This is a genomic window from Kribbella shirazensis, from assembly GCF_011761605.1.
Taxonomy (GTDB): domain Bacteria; phylum Actinomycetota; class Actinomycetes; order Propionibacteriales; family Kribbellaceae; genus Kribbella; species Kribbella shirazensis.
On sequence record NZ_JAASRO010000001.1, the window covers coordinates 7,974,598 to 7,988,794 of the forward strand.

Here is a 14,197-nt window from a genome sequence, read left to right on the forward strand (position 1 = left end):
GCTCGGCGGTCAGTGCTGGTAGCCGTAGACGCCGCGCGACTCGTCGCGGACGACGTGACCGTTCTCCAGCTCGATCACGCGCTTGCGCATCTGGTCGACGATCGACACGTCGTGGGTGGCCATCACGACCGTCGTACCGGTGCGGTTGATCCGGTCCAGCAGCTTCATGATGCCGACCGACGTCCCCGGGTCGAGGTTTCCGGTCGGCTCGTCGGCGATCAGGATCATCGGCCGGTTCACGAACGCGCGGGCGATCGCGACACGCTGCTGCTCACCGCCGGACAGCTCGTCCGGGAGCCGGTCCTCCTTGCCGTCCAGACCGACCAGCTCGAGAACCTCGGGGACCGTCTTGCGGATGTGCGAGCGCGGCTTGCCGATCACCTGCAGGGCGAAGGCGACGTTCTCCGCGACGGTCTTGTTCGGCAGCAGCCGGAAGTCCTGGAACACCGTGCCGATCTGGCGGCGCATCTGCGGGATCCGCCAGCTCGCCAGCCGGTTCAGGTCCTTGCCAGCCACCATGATGTGACCCTTGGACGTCCGGTGCTCACGCAGGACCAGGCGGAGGAACGTCGACTTGCCGGACCCGGAGGTGCCGACCAGGAAGACGAACTCGCCCTTCTCGATCTCGACGTTGACGTTCAGCAGAGCGGCCTTGGACTGGCCCTCGTACGTCTTGGACACATTCTCGAAGCGGATCACGGGATCATCCGGCCGTGGTCGGGAACAGGGAGCGACGCGACGGTAACCACGAAGGGCACCGTACGCCACCGGAGCGGCCGGCGATCAGTCTAGGCGTTCCACGGCGTGCCGCCGACCAGACCTGCCGGACCGTACATCCCCGTCCGATACCCGGTGCCCGCGACAGATCAGGCCGGGGCCGGAGCGGGAGTACCGTTGCCGTTGTCGGGGCGGGCGTCGGCGATACGGGCCACGCCGGCGTCGGGTTTGCGGCCCGCGCGGCGGGCGGCCTCGACGTGCAACCGGGCCAGTTCGACAGCCTGGCGGGAGACCTTCACGGTCTTCTTCTCAGCCATGGTCAGTCACTGTCTCCCTCGACGACCTCGATGTCGGTATCCGCGATATCAGCGTACGCGTCCGCGCCGACGCGGTCGATCGCGACGGCGGCGGTCAGCGCGGCGACCAGGTCGTAGTCCTCGGGTTGTAACAGCTCCGACCTCATCAGTGAGCGGAGCGTGACGACACCGGCATCCGTCCCGGCCTCCTCACCCTCGAGGATCTGCTCCACCGCCCACCGGACCATCCGCATGGTCTCCTCACGGTGCCGCCAGGTGTCCAGCTCCCTGTCCGACTTCCGCGTCAGGTACGCCCCGAGCACCACACCACCCAGCGCGAGCAACGGTGACAGCACCGTCATCACGACGCCGACGATCGAGATCCAGGTAGGAATCACGGACACACCCCGGCACTCATACGCGTCCTCCGAATTCCATGGTCCAGACCGGTCGATGATGCTACGAAGGAGCTTTCCACCCATCACCGACAGACCAGGATGACAAGGGGCGGTGTCACCGTGACGGACGAGCTGGAACGCTACGACGTGTTCGTGCAGGGGACCGTGTTCCTCGACATCGTGATGACCGGTCTGGAATCGGCCCCGACCACCGGTACCGAGATCTTCGCCGAAGGCATGGGCTCCTGCCCGGGCGGCGTCGCGAACTTCGCGATCGCGGCCGCGCGGCTCGGCCTGCAGACCGGGCTCGCGTCGGTGTTCGGTGACGACGCGTACGCCGACTTCTGCTGGCGGACGCTCGCGGACCAGGAGGGGGTGGACCTGTCGCACTCGCGCCGGATCGGCCACTGGCACTCCCCGGTCACGGTGTCGATGTCGATCGACCGGGACCGGGCGATGGTCACGCACGCGCACGAGGCGCCCGGCGATCCGAGCAAGCTGGTCGGGCCGGGGCTGAACACGCGGTCGGCGATCGTTCCGGTCTCGGACGAGCTGCCCGGCTGGACGGTCGAGGCGCGGCAGTCCGGGGCGCTGCTGTTCGGTGACGTCGGCTGGGACCCGACCGACGAGTGGTCGCCGGTGGTGCTCGACGTACTCGAGGGGTTCCACGCGTTCACGCCGAACGCGGCCGAGGCGATGGCGTACACGCGGACCGACACCCCGAAGGCCGCCCTGCACAAGCTGGCCGAGCGGGTGCCGCTCGCCGTGGTGACGAACGGTGCGGACGGCGTCCTCGCGATCGACTCCGAGACCGGCGAGGAGGAGCAGGTGCCGGCGCTGCCGGTCCGCTCGTACGACCCGACCGGCGCCGGTGACGTGTTCCTCGCGTCGCTCGTCCTCGGCACGCTCCGCGGCTGGCCGCTCGCCCACCGCCTGGCCTTCAGCAACCTGTGCGCCGGCCTGTCCGTCCAGCACTTCGGCGGTTCGCTCGCGGCCCCCGGCTGGGGCGACATCATCGACTGGGTCCGCGACCACAGCCGCCACCGCCCCGGCAACGTCGACCCGGAGGTCCTCAAGCACTACGCCTTCGTCGGCGACGTCCTCCCCGCCGGCCCGGTCCCGATCGTCCGCCGAGCCTCAGCCACCATCGCCCGCCTCTCGGACGCCTGATCCCGCGCTCGACCCGAGCCACCGCCGCGGGAGCACGGATCGCCAGGCCATCACAATCGCCGCGCGCCGGGACCGGCGAGCGTGCAACGCGCCGTCACGGTTGATTGTGATGGCCTGGAGCTCGCGGACTGGAACGGCCGCGGTGTGGGCCGGGGCGGTCGTAGGGTCTGGGATGGTGCGCGGGCTGTGGGACCGCGCTGGACGGAGGAGCGTGAGATGGCGATCAGCCGGCGGCGGGTGCTTGGCTTCGGGGGCGGTCTGGCGGCTCTGGCGGTGGCGGGGTGCGGGTCGAACAGCGGACGGCCGGCGGGCGGTGGTGGTGACAAGCCGGCGCTCCAGCAGTGGTACCACCAGTACGGCGAGGCGGGCACGCAGCAGGCGGTGGAGCGGTACGCGAAGGCCTACCCGGACGCGACCGTGACGATCCAGTGGTCGCCGGGCGACTACGAGAAGAAGGCCGCGACCGCGCTGCTCACCGACCAGGGACCGGATGTCTTCGAGTACCCGAACGGTCCGACGATCGACATGATCAAGGGCAAGCAGGTCGTCGAGCTGACCGACCTGCTCGGTGACGCGAAGAGCGACTTCAACTCCGCGCTGCTCGAGCGGATGTCGTACGACGGGAAGCTGTACGGGATCCCGCAGGTCATCGACATGCAGCTGCTCGTGTACCGCAAGAGCCTGCTGAGCGCGGCCGGCGTACAGCCTCCGCGGACCGTCGACGAACTGCTCGCCGCGGCGAAGAAGCTCACGAACGACAAGGTGAAGGGCCTGTTCGTCGGCAACGACGGTGGTGTCGGTGTGCTCGGCGGGCCCGCGCTGTGGTCGGCCGGTGTCGACTACCTGACCAAGGACAACCAGTTCGGGTTCGACGACCCGGCCGCGTTCGAGTCGCTGCGCAAGCTGCGCGAGCTCTGGACCTCGAAGGTGCTGTTGCTCGGGGCACCGACCGACTGGTCCGACCCGGCCGCGTTCACCCAGGGCCTGACCGCGATGCAGTTCACCGGCCTGTGGACGCTGCCGGTGATCGAGAAGGCGCTGCCCGGCGACTACGGCGTACTCCCCTGGCCGAAGCTGAACGCGACGACCGGCGCGCCGAGCGTCCCGGTCGGGGCGTTCGGCGCGTGCGTGAACGCCCGGTCGAAGAACGTCGACGCGGCGAAGAAGTTCGCGCAGTGGCTGTGGGTGGAGCGGACCGAGGACCAGCTCGACTTCGCGCAGTCGTACGGCTTCCACGTCCCGGCCCGCAAGAGCCTGTCGGAGAAGGCCGAGAAGCTGAAGACCGGCCCGGCCGCGGACGCGGTGAAGCTGCTGAACGAGAACGGCCACCCGCAGAACCCGATGCTCTGGTCACCGAAGGCGAGCTCGGCGTACTCCGACGCGCTGAACCGGATCATCCGCAGCGGCGCCGACCCGGCCACGGAGATCAAGACCGTGAAGTCGGTCACCGAAGCCGAACTCAAGCGCATCACCGGCTGAGAACAGGACCGCGGCCCCGCACCGGAAGAGGTGAGGGGCCGCGGCCGTGCCGGCTGGAATCAGACGATCTTGACGTACTCCGCCTGCTGACCCTTCGGGCCCTGGGCGATGTCGAACTCGACGCGCTGGTTCTCCTCGAGGCTACGGAAGCCGTCGGACTGGATGGCGGAGAAGTGCACGAACACGTCCGCGCCGCCGCCGTCGACGGTGATGAAGCCGAAACCCTTGTCGGCGTTGAACCATTTCACAGTTCCCTGTGCCATGTTGTTGCTCCTTTTGTGAAAGATGGGGCGTACTGCGGTCGCAGCACACCCGGCCGTTGTCGCACCGGCGGAACACCATCTCTCGCAAGGAAAGATCGGGAAAACCACAGCTACTGAAACTCGACCTGTCTGCTACAACCACGGCCCCGAGGAATTCATTCCCGACCACGTGGCAGGGTGGGCCGCATGCTGAACCTGCAGCCGCTGACCGACGACGACCGGGAGCTGATCGAGCTGGCCCGCCGGACGGTCGACGCGAACACGGACGGCCCCGACGGCGTCTACACGATGGGCGCCGCCGTCCGCGGTGCCGACGGCCGGATGTACGCCGGCATCAACCTGTACCACTTCACCGGCGGCCCGTGCGCCGAACTGGTCGCTCTCGGCCGCGCCCGCGCCGAGGGCGCCCGCGAACTCACCACGATCGTCGCGGTCGGCAACGAAAACCGAGGCATCTTCGGCCCCTGCGGCCGCGACCGCCAGATCCTCCTCGACTACCACCCGACCATCCGCGTCATCATGCCCACCCCCGACGGCCCCGGATCGGCCCTCGTCACCGACCTCCTCCCCGGCGCCTACCGCTGGACCCCCTAGACGTTCGGGATGATGTCCTTGCCGTAGGAGGTCAACGTCTGTTCTTTGGCGTCGTGTTGGAGGTAGAGGGCGAACTGGTCTACGCCTAGTTCCTTCAGCTCGGCCAGCCGGGTGAGGTGGTTCTCCACCGGGCCGAGGATGCAGAAGCGGTCGACGACCTCGTCCGGGACGAAGGCCGTGTGGGTGTTGCCGGCGCGACCGTGCTCTGCGTAGTCGTACCCTTTCCGCCCCTCGATGTAGTCGGTCAGCGCCCGCGGTACGGCGCCCGACGCCCCGTACCGCGCCACGATGTCCGCCACGTGGTTCCCGACCATCCCGCCGAACCACCGGGTCTGCTCCCGCTGATGGTCCAGGTCGTCCCCGACGTACGCCGGTGCCGCGACGCAGAACTTGATCGCCATCGGGTCCCGGCCTGCCTGCTCCGCGGAACGACGGACGGCCCCGATCATCCAGGCCGCGATGTCCGGATCGGCCAGCTGCAGGATGTACCCGTCGCCGACCTCCCCGGTCGCGGCCAGCGCGCGCGGACCGTACGCCGCGACCCACACGTCGAGCGCGCCGTCCTCGACCCACGCGAACTTCAGCTGCTGCCCGCGGTACTCGACCGTCTCGCCGCGCGCCAGCGACCGCACGACCTCGACGCACTGCTTCATCTCCGCGATCGTCCCCGGCTTCGCGCCGAGCGTCCGCAGCGCCGAGTCGCCGCGCCCGATCCCGCAGATCGTCCGGTTGCCGAACATCTCGTTCAGCGTCGCGAACTGGGACGCGATCACCGTCCAGTCCCGCGTCCCCGGGTTCGTCACCATCGGCCCGACGGTCACCCGCCGGGTGGCCGCGAGGATCTGGCTGTAGATGACGAACGGCTCCTGCCACAGCAGATGCGAGTCGAACGTCCACACGTACCCGAACCCGGCGTCCTCCGCCTGCCGGGCCAGCTGCACGACCGTGGACGCGGGCGGATCGCACTGGAACACCACTCCGAAGTCCACGAACTCCCCCTTACATCAAGTACGACGAGAGGCCGCGCTTCAGGAACTTCCCGCGTCCCTTGCGGCCGTGGTAGTTGCCGTCGGCGACGATCACCTCGCCGCGCGAGATCACCGTGCCCACCCGGCCCTGGATCTCGAACCCTTCGTACGCCGAGTGGTCCATGTTCATGTGGTGCGTCGCGACACCGATCCGCGTCGTACCATTCGGGTCGTAGACCACCAGGTCCGCGTCGGATCCCGGCTGCACGATCCCCTTGCGCGGATACAGCCCGAACATCCGGGCCGGCGTGGTGGCAATCGTCTCCACCCATCGCTCCAGCGACAGCTTGCCGTCCACGACCCCCTGGAAGACCAGGTCGACGCGGTGCTCGACGCCGCCGATGCCGTTCGGGATCTTGGAGAAGTCGCCGAGGCCGAGCTCCTTCTGGTCCTTCATGCAGAACGGGCAGTGGTCGGTGGACACGATCGCGAGATCGTTGTTCCGCAGCCCCTTCCACAGGTCCCGCTGGTGCGGCTCGTGCTTGCTGCGCAGCGGTGTCGAGCAGACCCATTTCGCACCCTCGAAGCCGGGCGCGCCGAGCTGGTCCTCGAGCGTCAGATACAGGTACTGCGGGCACGTCTCGGCGAACACGTTGCGCCCGAGGTCGCGCGCCTCGGCGACCTTCGCGAGTGCCTGGCTCGCGGACAGGTGGACGATGTACAGCGGGCAGTCCTGGGCGACCTCGGCGAGTGCGATCGCGCGGTTCGTCGCCTCGGCTTCGAGTGCGGCCGGGCGGGTGATGCCGTGGTAGATCGGGTCGGTCTGGCCCTTGGCGATCGCCTGCTGGACGAGGACGTCGATGGCGATGCCGTTCTCCGCGTGCATCATGATCATCGCGCCGTTCTCGCGCGCGGTCTGCATCGCGCGCAGGATCTGCCCGTCGTCGGAGTAGAAGACGCCCGGATAGGCCATGAACAGCTTGAAGCTCGTGATGCCCTCGTCGGCGACCAGCTGGTCCATGGCTTTCAGCGCGTCGGCGTCGACGCCGCCGAGGATCATGTGGAACGCGTAGTCGATGTGGCACTCGCCCTCGGCCTTGGCGTGCCACGCGGCCAGCCCGTCCTGCACGACCTCCCCGGTGCGCTGGACGGCGAAGTCGATGATCGTCGTCGTTCCGCCGTACGCCGCCGCGCGGGTGCCGGTGTCGAAGGTGTCGCTGGCCGCGGTACCGCCGAACGGCAGCTCCATGTGGGTGTGCGCGTCGATCCCGCCGGGGATCACGTACTTGCCGGCGGCATCGAGCACCTCGTCGACGGTGACCGACGGGGTGAACGAAGGATCGAGGACCGCGACGATCTTCTCGCCCTCGACCAGTACGTCCGCGACCCGGGTCCCGGTCGGTCCGACGACCGTTCCACCCTTGACGAGCAAAGACATCTACGCCACTCCCCTTTGAGCGGTCGGCATTTACGGTTTCGTCAGGTCTCCGTACGCGTCGGGCCGGCGGTCGCGGTAGAACTGCCAGCGGTCCCGGACGGTGTCCAGCAGGCTCAGGTCCAGATCGCGGACGATCAGTTCCGGGTCGTGGTCGTGTCCGACGTCGCCGACGAACTTCCCTTCCGGGTCGACGAAGTACGACGTGCCGTAGAAGTCGTTGTCGCCGTACTCCGACTCGATGCCGACCCGGTTGATCGCGCCGATGAAGTACTCGTTCGCCACCGCGGCGGCCGGCTGCTCGAGCTGCCACAGGTACGACGACAGGCCCCGGTGCGTCGCCGACGGGTTGAAGACGATCTTCGCGCCGGCCAGGCCGAGCGCCCGCCAGCCCTCGGGGAAGTGCCGGTCGTAGCAGATGTAGACGCCGATCCGGCCGACGGCGGTGTCGAAGATCGGGTACCCGAGGTTGCCCGGGCGGAAGTAGAACTTCTCCCAGAAGCCCTTCACCTGCGGGATGTGGTTCTTCCGGTACTTGCCCAGATAGGTGCCGTCGGCATCGATGACCGCGGCGGTGTTGTACAGCACGCCCGGCTGCTCCTGCTCGTACACCGGGAGCACCATCACCATCCCGAGCTCCTGCGCCAGCGCGGCGAACCGCTCGGTGGTGGGGCCCGGGACGGACTCGGCGTACTCGTAGTACTCGGTGTCCTGCTTCTGGCAGAAGTACGGCCCGTAGAACAGCTCCTGGAAACAGATCACCCGCGCCCCGGCCGCGGCCGCCTGCCGCGCGTAGTCCTCGTGCGCCTTGATCATGGACTCCTTGTCACCCGTCCACGACGTCTGGACAAGCGCAGCCCTGACAACGTCCGCCACAAGAACCTCCCCAAGTAGCCGAGCCCCCATGCTCCATCCGGGCTGGGTCACCCGTCAACGGATGCGGCGATCGCGATCAGATCGTGAAGGTGCGTGGCTCGGCCGGGAGGACGTGGCCGCCGACGGTCGCGTGCGTGGGTGGCTGCCAAGTGGTGTGGAGCTGGGAGCCGGTGCCCTGGATGACGAGGAGGTCTCGGCGCAGCCGGGCGGTGAGTTGGGTGACGGCCGAGCCGGTGGCCTCGTCTTCCTCGACGTTCATGGCCGGGGCGAAGGCGCGTGCGCGGATGGTGCCGCTGGGCTCGTCCTGCCAGGACCAGAGGAAGGTGTGGCCGGCGGTGTAGGCGGCAGGGTCGGCCGCCAGGACCTCGGCCGGTGTTGCCAACTGGCGCCAGTCCCACGGGCTGCCCCAGGTGGCGTCGGCTCGGACGGCGTAGAGGTCGCCGGAGCGGGTGACGGGGACCGGGCCGGCGGGGACGTGGAGGGTGTCGACCGGGTGCCCGTGGGTGTGCAGCCAGGCGGCGGCGCCGACGGTGGGGTGGCCGGCGAAGGACATCTCGCCTGTGGCGGTGTAGATACGGAGCGTGCCGGTGGCGGCGTCGTCGACATACACGGTCTCGCTGTAGCCGAGCTCGGCGGCTACTCGCAGCCGGTCGCTCTCACCGACCAGCCGCCCGTCGACGATGCCCAGCGGGTTGCCGAACCGGCCGTCCTGGTCGGTGAAGACGCGGACGACCTCGACCGGGATCTTGGTCAAGTCAGCCAGTCGGGTCAGAGAACGGCGATCGCGGCGATGATCGCGATCAGCAGGACGGCACCGCCGACAACGGCGAGGACGCGGCCGTTGACCTTGGGCTCGCTCGCGGCCTCGGCCTGGCCCTCATTGACGAAGGCGCGGAACATCTGCGTGCTCGCGCCCGGGTCCTGCTCGTTCTCCACGTTGTGCGGGACGTTCTGGTCAGCCATGGCCCAAGACCCTACCTGCCGCCGGTGGACAGCAGGCAGACGCCTGCCGAGACCTCACACAGACCTGATGTACCATTTGGTACATGCGCTTCGATCACTCCACCACGATCCAGGCCCCGCCCGAGCGGGTCTGGGAGATCTTCAGCGATGTCGAGCGGTGGCCCGACTGGACCCCGACCGTCGAATCCGTCGAGCGGCTGGACGCGGGCCGCATCCACGTCGGCTCCCGCACCCGCATCCGCCAGCCCAAGCTCCCGGTCGCGGTCTGGGAGGTGACCGAGCTCGAGGAGGGTGAGTACTTCGAGTGGATCTCGAAGGCCCCCGGGATCAAGACCACCGGCGGCCACCGCGTGGTCAGCACTCCGGAAGGCACCGTGGCGACCGCGACGATCATCCAGGAGGGCCCGCTCGGCTGGCTCTTCGGCCGGCTGTACGCCAGGCTCACCCGGGACTACATCGCCACCGAGACCGCCAAGCTGAAGGAACTCAGTGAGTCGGGCCAGTCTGCTCGCTGACGCGGTCGAGCATTTCGCGAAGAACGGGATCGGCGACGCGAGCCTGCGCACCATCGCGTCGTCGCTCGGCACCAGCCACCGGATGCTGATCTACCACTTCGGCTCGCGGGAAGGACTGCTCGCCGAAGTGGTCCGCACCGTCGAGCAGCAGCAGCGGGACCTGCTGACGAGCCTCGACGCGCCGGACCGCAGCGTCGCCGAACAGTCCGAGGAGTTCTGGCGGCGGGTGACCGAGGCCGCGCTCGTCTACGGCCCGCTGTTCTTCGAGCTCAGCGCGCACGCGATGCAGGATCTGCCGCACACCGACTCGCTCAAGGCCGACCTGATCAACGTGTGGCTGCCGCCGCTGATCGACCTGTGCGTCCGTGCCGGCATCCCCGCGGACGAGGCACCGGCATACGCGCGGCTCGGTCTGGCCGCGGCCCGCGGTCTGCTCTTCGACCTGCTGCTGACCGGTGATCGCGCGGGCGTCGACGAGGCGTCCGCGCTGCTCAATCGCCTGTTCACTCTCCCGGTTCAGTAGGCGTCTCGACCCGGCCCGCCACGATCGGCAGCCGCGAGTCCCGCAGTACGGCGACGAACGCGAACGGCCGGTCCAGCGTGACCTCGAGCCGCCGCTCCTGCCGCGTGATCATCGCGGCCCGTGTCATCGCCATCGCGGTCACGGCCGCCGCCTCGAACCCGGTCGCGAAGAACCGCGCGAGCACCTTCTGCTTCGCCTGGCTCACCCTGAGCTGCGTCGGGCTGAGCGCGCTGAAGTGCCCGCGCCCGGCCGGGTTCCCCGTCACCGCCTCCAACCCGAAGATCTCGCGAGTCGCCAGCAGATCGTGCTCGGCCTCGATGCTGAACGACGGCAGCGACAGCTTCACATCAGGCCGCGGCGCCGTGGTCTTCCCGATCGTCAGCCCCGGGCCGGGCCGGTCCTCGTCGATCAACCGGCTGCCCGGTACGCCGTCCTCCGGCCGGCTCGCCGCGTCCAGCAGTCCCGCCAGTACGTCGTCCCCGTCACCGATCCCCAGCAGTACGTCGACATCGGCATCCCCACGGACCGTGACCACGGTCAGCTCGCCGTACCGCCGTACCGCGTCGAGGTCGTCGTCCGTGCGCTCGAGCCAGTGCCACGAGCCGGCCCAGGCGCCGTCGTGCACCCGGCGGAGCTGCTCGGTGAACGGGCGGACCCAGGTCGTGCGCAGCAGGAGCGCCGACGCCACGAGGAGCAGGACGTCGCCCTGGAGGTCGACCGGCATCTCGCGGATCACGTCGTCGGTGTGCTCGGCGGCCCAGGCGTCGAGCTTCGGCTTGTCGACGACTGCGTTGCCCGTCAGCATGCCGATGAGCGGCGCGGGCATCACGCTGTCGAACGTCTCCGCGAGCTTCAGCTGCTCGCTCACCCACACCCCGAGCGCGGCGTGCAGGTCCGCGGACGCCTCGATCGACTCGATCAGCCGGATCGCGTCGGTCGAACCCGTCGCGGGGTCCACACCGGCGGCCGCGGCGAGCTCGGAGCGGCCCGGCTCGTCGGCGCCGGTCGCCAGCAGTGCGAGCAGCGGCCACACGCCGAGCCCCGAGACAACAGTGTTGCCGCCGGGCAGTGCACGGCCCCAGCGAATGGTCAGGTCGTTGACTGCGCGCACCACGTCGGCATCCATGCCTCCACCTTGCCACAGGCGACTAATTCCCGGAATGACGCTGATTTTCATTTCACAGCCGCGGCGAGTGCTCGTCCGGACGCGCTCGGTTGTGTCAGGATGCGCACCGTGAGCACGCCAACCGAGGCCCCGGAAAAGCCCGAGACGACGGAAAAAGAGCCGTCCGGGTCGTCGATCGCGTTCACCGTCACGCTGGTCCTGCTGGTCGGTCTCGCGCTGTTCGGGCGGCGGCTGTTCAACGCCTGGTTCACCGACGACGGCATCCGGACCTGGGCGACGATGTTCGTCGGCGTCACCGTGCAGGCGCTGCCGTTCCTCGTGCTCGGCGTCCTGCTGTCCGCCGCTCTCACCGCCTTCGTCCCGGCGTCGTTCTTCGCGAAGGCGCTGCCGAAGCACCCGGCGCTCGCCGTACCGGTCGCGAGCGCGTCCGGCGTCGTACTGCCGGGCTGCGAGTGTGCGTCGGTCCCGGTGTCGGCCGCGTTGATGAGCCGCGGCGTCACACCGGCCGCGGCGATCGCGTTCCTGCTGTCCGCACCGGCGATCAACCCGGTCGTGCTGGCGTCGACCGCGGTCGCGTTCCCCGGTCAGCCGAAGGTCGTGGTCGCGCGGGCGGTGACGTCGCTCGCGGTGTCGATGGTGCTCGGCTGGTTGTGGTTGCTGACCGGCAAGGGCGGGTCGTGGCTGAAGATGCCGAAGAACCGGCACGCGCACGACGAGGGCAAGTTCGAGGTCTTCCGGTCCGCGATGCTGCACGACTTCCTGCACGCCGGCGGGTTCCTGGTGGTCGGCGCTGCGGCCGCGGCCACGCTGAACGTCGTGGTCCCGCGCAGCTGGCTCGACCACGTCGCCGGGAACCTGCTGCTGTCGGTGCTGATCCTCGGGTTGCTCGCCGTACTGCTGGCGATCTGCTCCGAGGCCGACGCCTTCGTGGCGGCGAGCCTGACGCAGTTCTCGCTGACCGCCCGGCTCGCGTTCATGGTGGTCGGGCCGATCGTCGACGTGAAGCTGATCGCCCTCCAGACCGGGACGTTCGGTCCGAAATTCGCCGTACGGTTCGCACCGGCGACCTTCGTGGTCGCCATCCTTGCCAGTCTGCTCGTGGGGTGGTGGTTGCTTTGAAGCGCAGTGTCGCCGGGTTGGTGATTGTCTTCGTCGGGGCCGCGATCGTGCAGCTCGCGATCTCCGGGACGTACCTGCGGTACGTGAAGCCGGGGATGCGGTGGATGCTGCTCGCGGCCGGGGTGATCCTGGTCGGACTCGCGGTGATCGACGTCTTCGTGAAGAGCCGGCAGGAGCATGACCACGGCCTGCCGCGGGCGGCGTGGTTGCTGCTGCTGCCGATCTTCGCGCTGCTCGTGGTGGACCCGCCCGCGCTCGGAGCGGACGCGGCGCAGCGGCAGTCACCGGTTGCCGCGAAACCCGCCGAGCCGCAGAGCAACGCGTTCTGGCAGAACGGCGACAAGTCGTACGGCCCCAAGACCATCGCGGTACGGGACTACGCCGTCTGGGCGGTGTGGGAGAAGGAGACGATGAAGGGCCGGTCGTTCACGATGACCGGCTTCGTCACCCCGGCGAAGAACGGCGTCTGGTACGTGACCCGCATCGGCCTGACGTGTTGCGTCGCGGACGGTACGGCGTTCATGGTCGAGGCCCGCGGTCAGGCCGCGCCGCCCAAGAACCAGTGGGTCAGTGTGACCGGCACATGGGCCGAGCCGACCAAGCGCGTCGACGGTGACGTCGCCGCGCTCACGGTCGAGTCGGTCAAGCCGGTGACCGCCCCGGCCAATCCTTACGAGTAGTTCACCCAGCCCGCGACGACCGGGATGCCGGTCGGACGGTGTACGGCGATGAAGCCGAACGGCCGGTCCAACGACACGTACAACGCCTTCGCGCCCGGTCTCGGCGCGGAGCCTGCTTCCGCAGCGACCGCGGTGACCGCGGCCGCCTCGAACCCGGTCGCCGAGAACCGCGCCATCACCGCCTGCCTGGCCTGGGCGACCGCCAGCGGCTGCGGGCTCAACCCCGGGAAGTGCCCCCGGCTCGCGTCGGACGCCGCCTTCAGGCCGAACACGTCCGGATGCTGCAGCAGGTCGTGCTCCGCGTCGATCTCGAAGTACGGCAGGGACAGGATCACCGTCGGCGTCGGCGCCATCGACTCGATCACCTCGACGCCGGGTGCGGATCGCTCCGCCGCCAGCACCTCGGCCCCGCTCATCCCGTCGTCCTCGAGCCCGAGCGCCGCCGTCAGCACCGCGGCGCGCCCACCGTCGCCGACCACGAGCCGTACGTCGAACTCACCGACGCCACGCACCGTCGCCACGGTCAGCAGGCCCGTCGCGCTGTCATGCACGCGCAGACTGTCCAGGTCCTGATCGGCGCGGCTCAGCCAGCGGCGATCGTTGCGCGGGTACTCGTGGAACGGCTGCACCCACGTGGTCTTCAACGCCAACGCCGACACCAGCAGGAGCAGCACGTCCTGCGACAGTTGCACCGGCATGCGCGTCAGCAACCCGTCGGTCTGCTCCGCGACCCAGGCGTCCAACGCCTCCTGGTCGGTCAGAACCCCGCGCACCTCGGGCGGCAGGAACCGGTCCGCCCCGGGCTGCAGCTCGATCTCGGGCCGCGTCCACAGCCCCAACGCCATGCTCAACCCGGGAGCCTGCAGCAGACCGCCGTACCCTCCGCCGGAGGCCTCGGCCAGCTCGCTGTGGGCAGGCTCGTCCGCCACCTCGGCCAGCATCGCGAGCAACGGCTGGACCCCGAGGCCGGAGACCACCGTGCTGTCCTCACCGGGCAGCGCCGCGATCCACCGTGCGGTCAGGCGACTGACTTGCTGTGCGTCCACTCACACATCTTCCCGCATCCGCGTTCCAG

The 14,197-nt window shown here is 69.2% G+C and carries 18 protein-coding genes; 7 read left to right on the forward strand and 11 right to left on the reverse strand.

Going from position 1 to position 14,197, the window contains the following annotated elements; genetic code table 11:
* Positions 1–9: 9 nt before the first annotated feature.
* The 3 genes from ftsE to BJY22_RS37995 form a co-directional block, all read right to left on the reverse strand.
* The gene (gene ftsE / locus BJY22_RS37985; RefSeq protein ID WP_077013482.1) at positions 10–699 is read right to left on the reverse strand and encodes a cell division ATP-binding protein FtsE; all 690 of its coding nucleotides are present in this window, start codon (positions 697–699) and stop codon (positions 10–12) included.
* Between the two features lie 167 nt (positions 700–866).
* On the reverse strand, positions 867–1,034 hold the full coding sequence (locus BJY22_RS37990; protein ID WP_167216713.1) for a hypothetical protein: 168 nt from the start codon (positions 1,032–1,034) through the stop codon (positions 867–869).
* 2 nt (positions 1,035–1,036) lie between these two features.
* Positions 1,037–1,411, reverse strand: coding sequence for a hypothetical protein (locus BJY22_RS37995; protein WP_167216715.1), 375 nt, complete (start codon positions 1,409–1,411; stop codon positions 1,037–1,039).
* A 120-nt stretch (positions 1,412–1,531) separates the two neighbouring features.
* Here BJY22_RS37995 and BJY22_RS38000 point away from each other — a divergent pair, with 120 nt between their 5' ends.
* Positions 1,532–2,581 (forward strand): carbohydrate kinase family protein, encoded by a 1,050-nt coding sequence (locus BJY22_RS38000; RefSeq protein WP_337759782.1) that lies wholly within the window; start codon positions 1,532–1,534, stop codon positions 2,579–2,581.
* Positions 2,582–2,797: 216 nt separating this feature from the next.
* On the forward strand, positions 2,798–4,060 hold the full coding sequence (locus BJY22_RS38005; RefSeq protein ID WP_167216719.1) for an ABC transporter substrate-binding protein: 1,263 nt from the start codon (positions 2,798–2,800) through the stop codon (positions 4,058–4,060).
* Positions 4,061–4,119: 59 nt separating this feature from the next.
* Here BJY22_RS38005 and BJY22_RS38010 read toward each other — a convergent pair whose 3' ends face one another.
* On the reverse strand, positions 4,120–4,323 hold the full coding sequence (locus BJY22_RS38010) for a cold-shock protein (RefSeq protein WP_167216721.1): 204 nt from the start codon (positions 4,321–4,323) through the stop codon (positions 4,120–4,122).
* Between the two features lie 186 nt (positions 4,324–4,509).
* Here BJY22_RS38010 and BJY22_RS38015 point away from each other — a divergent pair, with 186 nt between their 5' ends.
* A complete protein-coding gene (locus BJY22_RS38015; RefSeq protein ID WP_167216723.1) occupies positions 4,510–4,917 on the forward strand; it encodes a cytidine deaminase family protein in 408 nt (135 codons plus the stop codon).
* On the opposite strand, the gene BJY22_RS38020 is transcribed toward BJY22_RS38015, so the two are convergent.
* From BJY22_RS38020 to BJY22_RS38040, 5 genes are read right to left on the reverse strand one after another with little or no spacing between them, the layout of a single operon-like run.
* Complete coding sequence (locus BJY22_RS38020) at positions 4,914–5,906, reverse strand: TIGR03842 family LLM class F420-dependent oxidoreductase (RefSeq protein WP_167216725.1); 993 nt, start codon at positions 5,904–5,906, stop codon at positions 4,914–4,916. The genes BJY22_RS38015 and BJY22_RS38020 overlap by 4 nt on opposite strands.
* A gap of 10 nt (positions 5,907–5,916) precedes the next feature.
* Positions 5,917–7,323, reverse strand: coding sequence for a dihydropyrimidinase (gene hydA / locus BJY22_RS38025; RefSeq protein WP_167216727.1), 1,407 nt, complete (start codon positions 7,321–7,323; stop codon positions 5,917–5,919).
* Between the two features lie 30 nt (positions 7,324–7,353).
* A complete protein-coding gene (locus tag BJY22_RS38030) occupies positions 7,354–8,226 on the reverse strand; it encodes a nitrilase-related carbon-nitrogen hydrolase (protein ID WP_167216729.1) in 873 nt (290 codons plus the stop codon).
* Positions 8,227–8,272: 46 nt separating this feature from the next.
* The gene (locus tag BJY22_RS38035; RefSeq protein ID WP_167216730.1) at positions 8,273–8,950 is read right to left on the reverse strand and encodes a PhzF family phenazine biosynthesis protein; all 678 of its coding nucleotides are present in this window, start codon (positions 8,948–8,950) and stop codon (positions 8,273–8,275) included.
* Positions 8,951–8,964: 14 nt separating this feature from the next.
* Positions 8,965–9,159, reverse strand: a complete 195-nt coding sequence (locus BJY22_RS38040) for a hypothetical protein (RefSeq protein WP_167216732.1) — start codon at positions 9,157–9,159, stop codon at positions 8,965–8,967.
* Between the two features lie 83 nt (positions 9,160–9,242).
* Here BJY22_RS38040 and BJY22_RS38045 point away from each other — a divergent pair, with 83 nt between their 5' ends.
* The gene (locus BJY22_RS38045) at positions 9,243–9,674 is read left to right on the forward strand and encodes an SRPBCC family protein (protein ID WP_167216734.1); all 432 of its coding nucleotides are present in this window, start codon (positions 9,243–9,245) and stop codon (positions 9,672–9,674) included.
* The gene (locus tag BJY22_RS38050; RefSeq protein ID WP_167216736.1) at positions 9,649–10,197 is read left to right on the forward strand and encodes a TetR family transcriptional regulator; all 549 of its coding nucleotides are present in this window, start codon (positions 9,649–9,651) and stop codon (positions 10,195–10,197) included. The genes BJY22_RS38045 and BJY22_RS38050 overlap by 26 nt, the downstream gene beginning before the upstream one ends.
* Here BJY22_RS38050 and BJY22_RS38055 read toward each other — a convergent pair.
* Positions 10,178–11,323, reverse strand: a complete 1,146-nt coding sequence (locus BJY22_RS38055; protein WP_167216738.1) for a serpin family protein — start codon at positions 11,321–11,323, stop codon at positions 10,178–10,180. The two genes, BJY22_RS38050 and BJY22_RS38055, sit on opposite strands and share 20 nt — an antisense overlap.
* 99 nt (positions 11,324–11,422) lie before the next feature.
* Here BJY22_RS38055 and BJY22_RS38060 point away from each other — a divergent pair, with 99 nt between their 5' ends.
* Positions 11,423–12,442, forward strand: a complete 1,020-nt coding sequence (locus tag BJY22_RS38060; protein WP_420371427.1) for a permease — start codon at positions 11,423–11,425, stop codon at positions 12,440–12,442.
* Entirely contained in the window at positions 12,430–13,122 is a 693-nt protein-coding gene (locus BJY22_RS38065; protein ID WP_337759843.1) for a TIGR03943 family putative permease subunit, read from the forward strand. The genes BJY22_RS38060 and BJY22_RS38065 overlap by 13 nt, the downstream gene beginning before the upstream one ends.
* Here BJY22_RS38065 and BJY22_RS43200 read toward each other — a convergent pair.
* Entirely contained in the window at positions 13,113–14,168 is a 1,056-nt protein-coding gene (locus tag BJY22_RS43200) for a serpin family protein (protein WP_167216742.1), read from the reverse strand. The two genes, BJY22_RS38065 and BJY22_RS43200, sit on opposite strands and share 10 nt — an antisense overlap.
* Positions 14,169–14,197: the final 29 nt, after the last annotated feature.

Excerpts from the sequence above, each read along its gene's own strand:
- BJY22_RS37990 (WP_167216713.1), bottom strand. The coding sequence starts at position 1,034 with ATGGCTGAGAAGAAGACCGTGAAGGTCTCCCGCCAGGCTGTCGAACTG.
- BJY22_RS38005 (WP_167216719.1), top strand. The coding sequence starts at position 2,798 with ATGGCGATCAGCCGGCGGCGGGTGCTTGGCTTCGGGGGCGGTCTGGCG.
- BJY22_RS38010 (WP_167216721.1), bottom strand. The coding sequence starts at position 4,323 with ATGGCACAGGGAACTGTGAAATGGTTCAACGCCGACAAGGGTTTCGGC.
- BJY22_RS38015 (WP_167216723.1), top strand. The coding sequence starts at position 4,510 with ATGCTGAACCTGCAGCCGCTGACCGACGACGACCGGGAGCTGATCGAG.
- hydA (WP_167216727.1), bottom strand. The coding sequence starts at position 7,323 with ATGTCTTTGCTCGTCAAGGGTGGAACGGTCGTCGGACCGACCGGGACC.
- BJY22_RS38030 (WP_167216729.1), bottom strand. The coding sequence starts at position 8,226 with ATGGGGGCTCGGCTACTTGGGGAGGTTCTTGTGGCGGACGTTGTCAGG.
- BJY22_RS38040 (WP_167216732.1), bottom strand. The coding sequence starts at position 9,159 with ATGGCTGACCAGAACGTCCCGCACAACGTGGAGAACGAGCAGGACCCG.
- BJY22_RS38045 (WP_167216734.1), top strand. The coding sequence starts at position 9,243 with ATGCGCTTCGATCACTCCACCACGATCCAGGCCCCGCCCGAGCGGGTC.
- BJY22_RS38055 (WP_167216738.1), bottom strand. The coding sequence starts at position 11,323 with ATGGATGCCGACGTGGTGCGCGCAGTCAACGACCTGACCATTCGCTGG.
- BJY22_RS38060 (WP_420371427.1), top strand. The coding sequence starts at position 11,423 with ATGCGCACCGTGAGCACGCCAACCGAGGCCCCGGAAAAGCCCGAGACG.